The organism is Pelagerythrobacter aerophilus, assembly GCF_003581645.1.
Lineage (GTDB): Bacteria > Pseudomonadota > Alphaproteobacteria > Sphingomonadales > Sphingomonadaceae > Pelagerythrobacter > Pelagerythrobacter aerophilus.
The window spans coordinates 105,594-114,213 of sequence record NZ_QXFK01000017.1; the positions used below are offsets into that span (position 1 = coordinate 105,594).

The window sequence follows — 8,620 nt, forward strand, 5'->3', positions numbered from 1 at the left end:
AGCGCCGCCTCGCGCGATTCGGAAAGGGCAGCGGCGCGCCTTTCCCCTACCGCTCGCGCGGCGAGTGTGTTTAAGGGGCCCCACAGTTCAGGAGACACGCACTTTGGCCGAAGAAAAACAGGCGAGCTTCACCGCGCGCGAGGCGCTGTTCTATCACGAGACGATCCGGCCGGGTAAGATCGAGATCATCGCGTCGAAGCCGATGGCAACCCAGCGCGACCTCAGCCTCGCCTACTCGCCGGGCGTCGCCGCGCCGGTGGAAGCCATCGCCGAAGACCCCGCCAATGCCGCGCGCTACACCGCGCGTTCGAACCTCGTCGCGGTGATCTCCAACGGCACCGCCATCCTCGGCCTCGGCAATCTCGGCGCGCTGGCGTCGAAGCCGGTGATGGAAGGCAAGGCGGTGCTGTTCAAGCGCTTCGCCGATGTCGATTCGATCGACATCGAGCTCGACACCGAAGACCCGGACAAGTTCATCGAAGCGGTCGCGCTGATGGAGCCGAGCTTCGGCGGCATCAACCTGGAAGACATCAAGGCGCCCGAGTGCTTCATCATCGAGCAGGCCCTGCGCGAACGGATGAACATTCCGGTCATGCACGACGACCAGCACGGCACCGCGATCATCGCCGCCGCGGGCCTGATCAACGCCTGCTACCTGACCGGGCGCGATTTCAAGGACGTGCGGATGGTGGTCAACGGCGCGGGCGCTTCGGCGCTCGCCTGCACCGCGCTGATCAAGGCGATCGGGGTGCCGCACGATCATGTGATCGTCTGCGACCGGTCGGGCCCGATCTACCGCGGCCGCACCGATTCGATGGACCAGTGGAAAAGCGCCCACGCGGTCGACACCGATGCGCGCAGCCTCGAGGAAGCGCTGGTCGGCGCCGACATCTTCCTCGGCCTCAGCGCCGCCGGCGCGCTCAAGCCCGAATGGGTCGACGGGATGGCCGAGCAGCCGATCATCTTCGCGATGGCCAATCCGGTGCCGGAGATCATGCCCGACGAGGCCAAGGCCGTGCGTCCCGACGCGATCATCGCCACCGGCCGCAGCGACTTTCCGAACCAGGTCAACAACGTGCTCGGCTTCCCCTTCATCTTCCGCGGCGCGCTCGACGTGCAGGCGACTGCGATCAACGAGGAGATGAAAATCGCCGCGGCGCATGCCATTGCCGAACTCGCGCGCGAACGCGTGCCCGACGAAGTCGCCGCCGCCTACGGCAAGAACCATGCCTTCGGCACCGACTACATCATCCCCGCGCCGTTCGATCCGCGGCTGATGGAAGTGGTCTCCTCCGCGGTCGCCCAGGCGGCCATGGACACGGGCGTCGCGCTGGCGCCGATCGCCGACATGAACGCCTACCGCATGTCGCTGAAGGCGCGGCTCAACCCGACGACTTCGGCCCTGACCAACACCTACGAGCTGGCCCGCGCCAATCCGAAGCGGGTCGTCTTCGCCGAGGCGGAGGAGGACGTGGTGCTGCGCGCGGCGATCCAGTTCCGCGATTTCGGCTACGGTACGCCGGTGCTCGTCGGGCGGACCGAGAAGGTCAGGGAGAAGCTGATCGAGCTGCAAGTCGACGATCCGGACGAGTGGGAGATCCAGAACTCGGCCGATTCCGAGCACGTGCCGCAGATGGTCGACTATCTCTACCAGCGGCTCCAGCGCAGAGGCCGCACCGAACGTGACGTGCGCCGCACCGTCAACCAGGACCGCAACGTCTTCGCCGCGCTGCTGGTCGCGCTGGGCCACGGCGATGCGATGATCTCCGGCCTCACGCGCACGTTCTCGCAGACCGCGCGCGAGGTGAACCTGGTGCTCGATCCGAAGCCGGGGCAGGTGCCGTTCGGCATCCACATGATGATCGGCAAGAATCACACGACCTTCCTCGCCGACACGACGATCAACGAGCGGCCGACCGCGGAACAGCTCGCGCATATCGCCCGCGAGACTGCGGCGGTTGCCCGGCGCATGGGCCACGAACCGCGCGTTGCGTTCCTGTCCTACTCGACCTTCGGCAATCCGCCGGGGCAGTGGCTGGGCAATATCCGCGAGGCGGTGGCGATCCTCGATTCCGAGAATCCGTCCTTCGAATACGAAGGCGAAATGGCGCCCGACGCTGCGCTCAATCCCAAGGTCATGGAGCTCTATCCCTTCAGCCGCCTGTCGGGCCCGGCCAACGTGCTGATCATGCCAGGGCTGCAGTCGGCCAACCTATCGGCCAAGCTGCTGCGCGAACTGGCCGGCGACGCGACGATCGGCCCGATGTTGATCGGCATGGAAAAGCCGGTCCAGATCGCGCCGATGACCGCCATCGCACCCGACGTGTTGACCCTGTCGGTGCTGGCGGCGGCCGGAGTGGTCGGCTGACCGCGCTTTAGAAGGCGATCAGGCGGCCGGCGAGGATGGCGGCCGTCCACAGGGCGATCGACAGCGCCGCGGAGCTGCGCAGGCGCCTACCGATCGGCGCGTCGTCGCGGACGAAGGCTCTCCATGCCGTGCTGCGGTGGACCAGGATTGCGTGCGCGGTGCCGAGGCCGACCAGCGACACTTTGCTGAGGAAGGCGGTGTTGGCCGCGTAGTCGAGCGGCTCGACCGTGAAGAGCAGCAACCCGGTCAGCACCGCGAGTGCGAGGCCCGAGGCCGCCACGCGGGGAAGGACGAGGGCGAGGGGCCGCGCCGGTATCGCCGAAAACGCGCCGAGCAGCCTGAGGTCGAGCGCGAGAATCGATCCGAACAGCGTCGCCAGACCGAGGATATGCGCGGCGTTGACGAGCGGATAGACGTAGCGCGAGGCAGCGAGCGCTTCGGCCATGGGCGAAGCCTCGAGCCACGCGAGCGCCGCCTCGATCATCGCGTGCGGATCAGCCCGCGGGTTTCAGCGTCTTGGGCCGGTCCGGATAGACGTCGTAGGTCTTGCCGCCGACCGTGATCGTCTCCGCCTTGAACGCGAGCTCGCCGGCATCGCGCGAGCGGTGCCCGGTCAGCACGGCCTTGTCGCCCGGCTTGGCTACGCCTTTCACGAAGCCCGCTCTGGTCGAGGCCGAGGGCGGGGCGAGGTCCACGTCCCACACCCCCTGCGCGTTGCGCAGCTCGAGGCTGGTGTGCGGATTGCCGTAGTCGATCGACACGATCGTGCCCGAGAGGCGGCTTTCCTTCTCCTCGGTCCAGTTCCATCCGTGGTGGGCCATCGCTACGGCCGGAATCATCAGCGCGGCTGCCGCGAGAACCTTGAGGGGGCGCAAGCTGGGCATGGTCTCTCTCCAGTCGGTGGATTCGGCGATAGCAGGATTCGGTCGGTTTGTCGCTCCGTTCGAGACGATCCGTCAGCCCGCCTCGACATAGTCGGACAGGTCGACGAAGTGTTGTTTCGGGCGCGCCGGATCGATCAGCACCCGAATATCCCCGCCACGAAGCTGCTCCGACAGGTCGACCCAGATCGCATCGCTCTTGAAGCTTTGTAGCTTGCCCGTCGTGGGGTGTGTCGCCTGCCCGACCACGCGCCAGGGATGACGGCCGTTCACGCGGGTGCTGGTGTCGCGGTAGCATTCGACGAATTTGGCGCTGATCGGGACTCCGCTGTCCTTGAGCCGGGCGACGATGCGGCGGCGGCGGATAAAGAAGAACAGCAACCCGCCGCCGAGCACGGCAAACACGCCGCCCATCCCGCCAAACACCAGCGGCAGGAAATAGCGGTCCAGGAATCCGTCGATCATCGCCCGGCCCGGCGCGGCGGGATCGTAGATGACGGACACGGTCTCGCCGCGCGAATAGGCAGGCGGGCTGCTGCCGACACTGCCGACGAACTCGTGCCGCGTACCCTTGGCGTCATGAAATTCGACCACCGGGCGATAAGTGGATCCGCTATCGGAATCGTAACGGCGCGAGAGGTCTATGACCGTCCCGCTCGCCTGCGTTCCCGCCTCCGCCAGCGCGCGGTCGCCCGCCCAGGCCCATAGCCCGACCGCAGCGAAGACGAGCCCGAAGGCCAGGAAGGCGGCACCGATCCATGCAAAGATCCTGGGCATCGGTGTCTATTGTCTCATTTTCGCCGATAGCGAAAGTACCAGACCTTAGTGGTCATACTATCATAATACATTGATATATAATAATTAAGTGGCATTTTTTGATGCCTATTTTCTCGGCTAGCAATCACCGGGTAATCACCATGTCAAATTTGGCAAGCACGCGCCCCCATGAACGGATTTCTGCGATTGCGATCATAATGCAGGCGCTGCCAACCGGAAGCAGGTGGCGAAACGCTTGCGATCAGCCGCGCTTATCCCTGCTTCTGTGAATAGGTGTTCCCACCGTGTCGCTACGATTCTGCTCATGTCTTCGGCGATTGCTTTCGCGTCATCAGGGCCGAGGTCGAAGACTGCGGCACCAGCGAGAGCATTCTCGATCGTTGCATTGCGGCCTTCCGGCCCCACACCGAGGACGAGCCGTCGCTCCAGCCCCAGCTGCGGTTTCGGCACTACATCGTAAAGCGGAGATAGCCGCCAACCCTCACCATCGAACAGGAAGCCATGGTTACGTAGGTGATCATCATCATTCGTGACGAGGATATTGAGCAGCATACGACGAAATAGCTCGTGTAGATCCTGGCGTACTTCGGTTCCGAATTGCCGGATCGCTCCTGCGAGATCCGCATAGCTGAAGCTGCTGACCTCGCTCTCATGCGCCCCGAGCATTGTGAGCCCCGATGCAAAGGGCCTACGTTCCAGCCAGTTGCCGTGAGGAATCCGATCGAACCGCTCGATCAGATAGATGTCGCGATCAAGGACACAGCGGAAGTCGAGTGGCGGCACATCGAGACCACATTCGCTGGCAAGCCGCATCGTCGCCAGTTCAACTCTGCATTCGGGAAAGCTGTCCCCGCGCTTCTGGAATTTCGCGATCCAGGGTTGCTCGCCGATCTTTGTAGCTGCCTTCGGTCGGGCACCGCCCAGAGATGATCCGGCTGCCAGCAAGGCTCTCAAGTTCTCGTCGAGTTCGTCGACATGCTGCGCGCGTTCGGCGGCTTCCGCTAGCTCTGCGAGCGTGAACTCTTCGCCCGGAGCAGGGCCACCCCCCCATGGCGTAATTCTCTCCGGCCGGGCGGGTGTTGGCCCGAAGGCGAGCGCGCCTACACGATGTTCGCCCGAGGCCAAAATGAGATCGATTTCGCTCGGCAACCGATCGCCCATCGCCTTGTACATCAGGTATTGGCCCCAGCCGTCAGGAGCAGCATCTCGAATGCCACCGAACACGGCAAAGCCTTCTTCCGTCCTGAACGTTCGAGAAGTTCCAGCTTCGTGCAACGGTAGAGCTACAGGATCGACCGGAATACGGTCAGCGCGTTCAAGATAACGCCGCCCGTAGGCGAAGGTAGCAAACTGGTTGCGCGGTTCGTCGGTCATCGTGAGAAGGCCTGCCGGAACAGGTCCTTCCTCAAGATGCACGAAAACATAGGTGCGGATGGTCGTCACGGCTTGCTAGAAATCCAGATCATCGTCGCTGCCAGCATGGGTCTTTTGGGGCAGGCGGGACAAATCTTCGCTGATTCCGGCCCGATCACTGTCTGGGGTTACCAACTCAGCAAGGCGCTGTGTCATCCCAAGGACATGAAGGGCGCTCGCCAGAACCGCGAGGCCCACGGTAGGATCCCCCGCTTCGAGACGTTGCAGCGTTTGAACCGAGACGATCATCCGCTCGGCCATCAAACGCTGAGGGAGTTTTCTCCGGCGGCGAGCAAGGGCGATATCCTTGCCTAGCCGTGTAATCGCACGTTGGCTCTGGGGCGGTAGTCCGCTAGCAGCTCGAGACGAACGGGGCATGACCCGATATATGACATATCATGCGAAATTCCGCAAATAGAAATGATATGTCATGTTTTTGTGCTCTTTCGCTTGAAGCAGATTTACCGAAGGAAGATGCTTCACCGCCTCCTGCACGAGGCTTACAATGACCATGACTGAGTGGAGAGGCGCTGGTGAGCGGTCGCTAGGCCGCGGCTTGACCATCGTACTTCAAAAGTCGCTGTGCAGTTGCGCGAATTGTCTCAGCGACTATATCGCAAACGTCACGCATGTCGGCACAAGCCGACAGCTTCGGAAGAATTCCGAGGTCCCGTCCTCCAGTTGGAGGTTAACCGGCGGACCCTGCAGAGGGTTCGCCGAATTTTGTTCGAACGCTCTCGCAGGTCCAACCCGATGGAGCATCGAATGCATTATTCAGACGAGGAAATCGAACGCGCGAAGACATTATTCGCTCGTGAAAATGATCAACCCGGCCATGGCACAATGGCGGTTGCCGCGATGGCGGGAATGAGCAAGCCCGGCAAAATCAGCCATATCACTCATCGGCGGACTTGGCGGGACTACCTTCCGAAGGCACGACGCGATTTGCAAAAGGAAAGATCGGACCGGAATTTTCGATTAGGTAACGTGTCGCATGATCTAAACTGACTAGGTCGTGGGGCAGCAATAAGGATCAATGGCGCTAGTGAGAAGTCACTACGAAAAATCGGTAGACCTCGCGGGTGAGCGGCGATGTCGATGTGACGCTCAAATCGACGGGCTCGCAGTGCAGACGTGAATCCCCTCCGACCTGTTCTTACAACACAGAAGGGCTGGAGGGGAGGAGGGCCTTTGTGAGCGAGCCGAAAGGATCGCGATGTGCCATGTCCCACCGATATTCCACCAAGATAAGCTCTTTGGAAGAAGCCGCCCGCCGCATCTGTGAAAACCGGGGCGGCAAATGGTCCGGCACAAAGGGCATGGCCTGCTGCCCTGCGCATGACGACCGTACGCCGTCACTCGGTGTGTCGCTCGGCCAAAAAGCGATCCTTTTCCATTGTTTTGCGGGATGTGATCAGCAGAGCGTGCTGGCTGCTCTGGCGAGTGAAGGTGTCGACGCAACCTCGCTCTTTTCAGGTTCTACGACTATCAACGGTCCCGAGCCGACCATAACGAGCAAACCCTCGGCGGCAGCGCTGAGGATCTGGCGCGACGCACAGCCACTGCGTGCCAGTCCGGCAAAGGCATATCTTGAGAGCCGCGGCATCCTCGCCGCATCGCCGGCGCTGCGCTTCCACCCACGAACGCCGCTTGGTCCGAAGGGACGAACACGCTTTCTGCCCGCCATGATCGCGGCAGTCAGCCTCGACGAGGGGCCGATCGCCATCCATCGCACGTTCCTTTCGGGCAATGCCAAGGCCGATTTCGACAAACCGAAGCGCGCGCTCGGCGCGCTCGGCGAAGCAGCTGTCCGCCTCTTCGCTCCTACCTCCGGCAAGCTCGGCCTCGCGGAGGGCATCGAAAGCGCGATGTCGGCCTATGCTCTCACCGGCATTCCCGTCTGGGCAACCCTGGGCAATGAGCGCTTCGGTCTCGTCAGCGTGCCTGAGAGCGTGACCGAGCTTCACCTCTTCGTCGATCACGATGCTGGTGGCGAGCTGGCAGCGTCGCGTGGCCTGGCCGCTTATGCCCGCGATGGGCGGACGATCCACGTTCGGAAACCATCCTCACGCGACACCGACTGGAACGATGAACTTACAGCATGGCTGCGCCGCAAAGCGGCGCGGTAGAGGAGAGAGAGCTTCTCGAATTCCTGATCCGGCAGAGGGCGTGTCCCGATGCCTTCATCAGGAGGACGAATTGCCATGTTTCAATCAGACCTGTTTCCCGCTGGCGAGCAGTTGCCGTCCATGCCCTTGGCCTATGCCATCGGCACCCGAGTTGCCGCGCTTCTTGCTTCGGGACGTCATCTTACCCGTACCGACATTTCCGGGCTGTTCGCCGAAGAGACCGGTGTTCTGGACTGGGGAGGTGCCTGGACGATCGACGATTACAACAGCGCGGTCGAGATCGGCGCGCTGCTCTGGCTTCGAGACTCCTCACGCATCGATCTGGCGACGAATGTACACGAAGCCGAAGCGCGGTTCGACTGGCTCGAAGCAGCCTTGCCGCCGCGGCATGTTCGCAGCGAAGCGCAGGTTGATCTCCAGCAGTTCTCGACCCCGCCGATGCTGGCCTGGCTTATGGCGAAGGCCGCAGCTGTCTCTTCGCGAGATACGCTCCTCGAACCGTCCGCAGGCAATGGTGCCCTTGCTCTCTGGGGTTCCCTCCAGAACGCTTCGCTACTTCTCAACGAGATCGATCCGGCAAGACGAGACGGTCTGGCCCACGTCTTCCCCACGGCCACCATCACTGCGCATGACGGGGAACTCATCGCCGACTTGCTTCGCGGCCCTGTTCCGTCTGCCGTGCTGATGAACCCGCCGTTCGCTCACAGCCTGGAACGCGGCAAGGACGGTGAGACCGCTATGCGTCACCTACGCGGTGCAATTCGGGCCGCTGCTAATCGGGCGAGGATCGTCGCTATTATGCCTGAAGGCTTCGACGCCTCCACCTTCGCCAAGGAACAGGACGAAGTGTCGCTGCTCCTCGATGTCCGGCTACAGAAGATGTTTCGCCGGACAGGGACGGGGATCGCTGTTCGCCTGGTTGTGTTCGACAAGACGCCGACTGCGTCCTCGCCTGCGATCACCGGAGATACTGCCGACCTCATCTCGCTCCACGAGCTTATCACTGCGCTTCCGCCACGCGTACAGACCTCCGCCAACATCCATCGCCTGCC

8 protein-coding genes and 1 pseudogene are annotated in these 8,620 nt (G+C 62.7%); 4 read left to right on the plus strand and 5 right to left on the minus strand.

Annotation, left to right across the window (positions count from 1 at the left end; translation table 11 throughout):
* Positions 1 to 103 precede the first annotated feature (103 nt).
* Positions 104 to 2,368, plus strand: a complete 2,265-nt coding sequence (locus tag D2V04_RS10805; protein WP_119513703.1) for an NADP-dependent malic enzyme — start codon at positions 104 to 106, stop codon at positions 2,366 to 2,368.
* Positions 2,369 to 2,375: 7 nt separating this feature from the next.
* Here the strand turns inward: D2V04_RS10805 and D2V04_RS10810 are convergent, their stop codons facing one another.
* From D2V04_RS10810 to D2V04_RS10830, 5 genes are all read right to left on the minus strand, one after another.
* Positions 2,376 to 2,813: a hypothetical protein gene (locus D2V04_RS10810; RefSeq protein ID WP_228766375.1), complete on the minus strand. Its 438-nt coding sequence runs from the start codon at positions 2,811 to 2,813 to the stop codon at positions 2,376 to 2,378.
* Between the two features lie 49 nt (positions 2,814 to 2,862).
* Positions 2,863 to 3,252, minus strand: a complete 390-nt coding sequence (locus D2V04_RS10815) for a DUF6152 family protein (RefSeq protein ID WP_119513705.1) — start codon at positions 3,250 to 3,252, stop codon at positions 2,863 to 2,865.
* 72 nt (positions 3,253 to 3,324) lie between these two features.
* Positions 3,325 to 4,026 carry a DUF3592 domain-containing protein gene (locus D2V04_RS10820; RefSeq protein WP_119513706.1) on the minus strand — a complete coding sequence of 234 codons (702 nt, stop codon included), beginning with the start codon at positions 4,024 to 4,026 and terminating at the stop codon, positions 3,325 to 3,327.
* A 192-nt stretch (positions 4,027 to 4,218) separates the two neighbouring features.
* Positions 4,219 to 5,400, minus strand: coding sequence for a type II toxin-antitoxin system HipA family toxin (locus D2V04_RS10825; protein ID WP_228766376.1), 1,182 nt, complete (start codon positions 5,398 to 5,400; stop codon positions 4,219 to 4,221).
* Between the two features lie 75 nt (positions 5,401 to 5,475).
* Positions 5,476 to 5,817 (minus strand): helix-turn-helix domain-containing protein, encoded by a 342-nt coding sequence (locus tag D2V04_RS10830; protein ID WP_324186876.1) that lies wholly within the window; start codon positions 5,815 to 5,817, stop codon positions 5,476 to 5,478.
* A 387-nt stretch (positions 5,818 to 6,204) separates the two neighbouring features.
* Between D2V04_RS10830 and D2V04_RS17780 the strand changes: the two genes are divergently transcribed.
* From D2V04_RS17780 to D2V04_RS10840, 3 genes and pseudogenes are all read left to right on the plus strand, one after another.
* Positions 6,205 to 6,447 (plus strand): hypothetical protein, encoded by a 243-nt coding sequence (locus D2V04_RS17780; protein WP_147391814.1) that lies wholly within the window; start codon positions 6,205 to 6,207, stop codon positions 6,445 to 6,447.
* Positions 6,448 to 6,521: 74 nt separating this feature from the next.
* Positions 6,522 to 7,568 (plus strand): DUF7146 domain-containing protein, encoded by a 1,047-nt coding sequence (locus D2V04_RS10835; RefSeq protein ID WP_194956658.1) that lies wholly within the window; start codon positions 6,522 to 6,524, stop codon positions 7,566 to 7,568.
* 75 nt (positions 7,569 to 7,643) lie between these two features.
* A pseudogene (locus D2V04_RS10840) lies at positions 7,644 to 8,620 on the plus strand (methylase); the annotation flags it as partial.

Bases quoted from the DNA above. Each gene is read 5' to 3' on its own strand.
- D2V04_RS10825 (WP_228766376.1), bottom strand. From the start codon at position 5,400: ATGACCGACGAACCGCGCAACCAGTTTGCTACCTTCGCCTACGGGCGG.
- D2V04_RS10830 (WP_324186876.1), bottom strand. From the start codon at position 5,817: ATGCCCCGTTCGTCTCGAGCTGCTAGCGGACTACCGCCCCAGAGCCAA.
- D2V04_RS10820 (WP_119513706.1), bottom strand. From the start codon at position 4,026: ATGCCCAGGATCTTTGCATGGATCGGTGCCGCCTTCCTGGCCTTCGGG.
- D2V04_RS10810 (WP_228766375.1), bottom strand. From the start codon at position 2,813: ATGGCCGAAGCGCTCGCTGCCTCGCGCTACGTCTATCCGCTCGTCAAC.
- D2V04_RS17780 (WP_147391814.1), top strand. From the start codon at position 6,205: ATGCATTATTCAGACGAGGAAATCGAACGCGCGAAGACATTATTCGCT.
- D2V04_RS10815 (WP_119513705.1), bottom strand. From the start codon at position 3,252: ATGCCCAGCTTGCGCCCCCTCAAGGTTCTCGCGGCAGCCGCGCTGATG.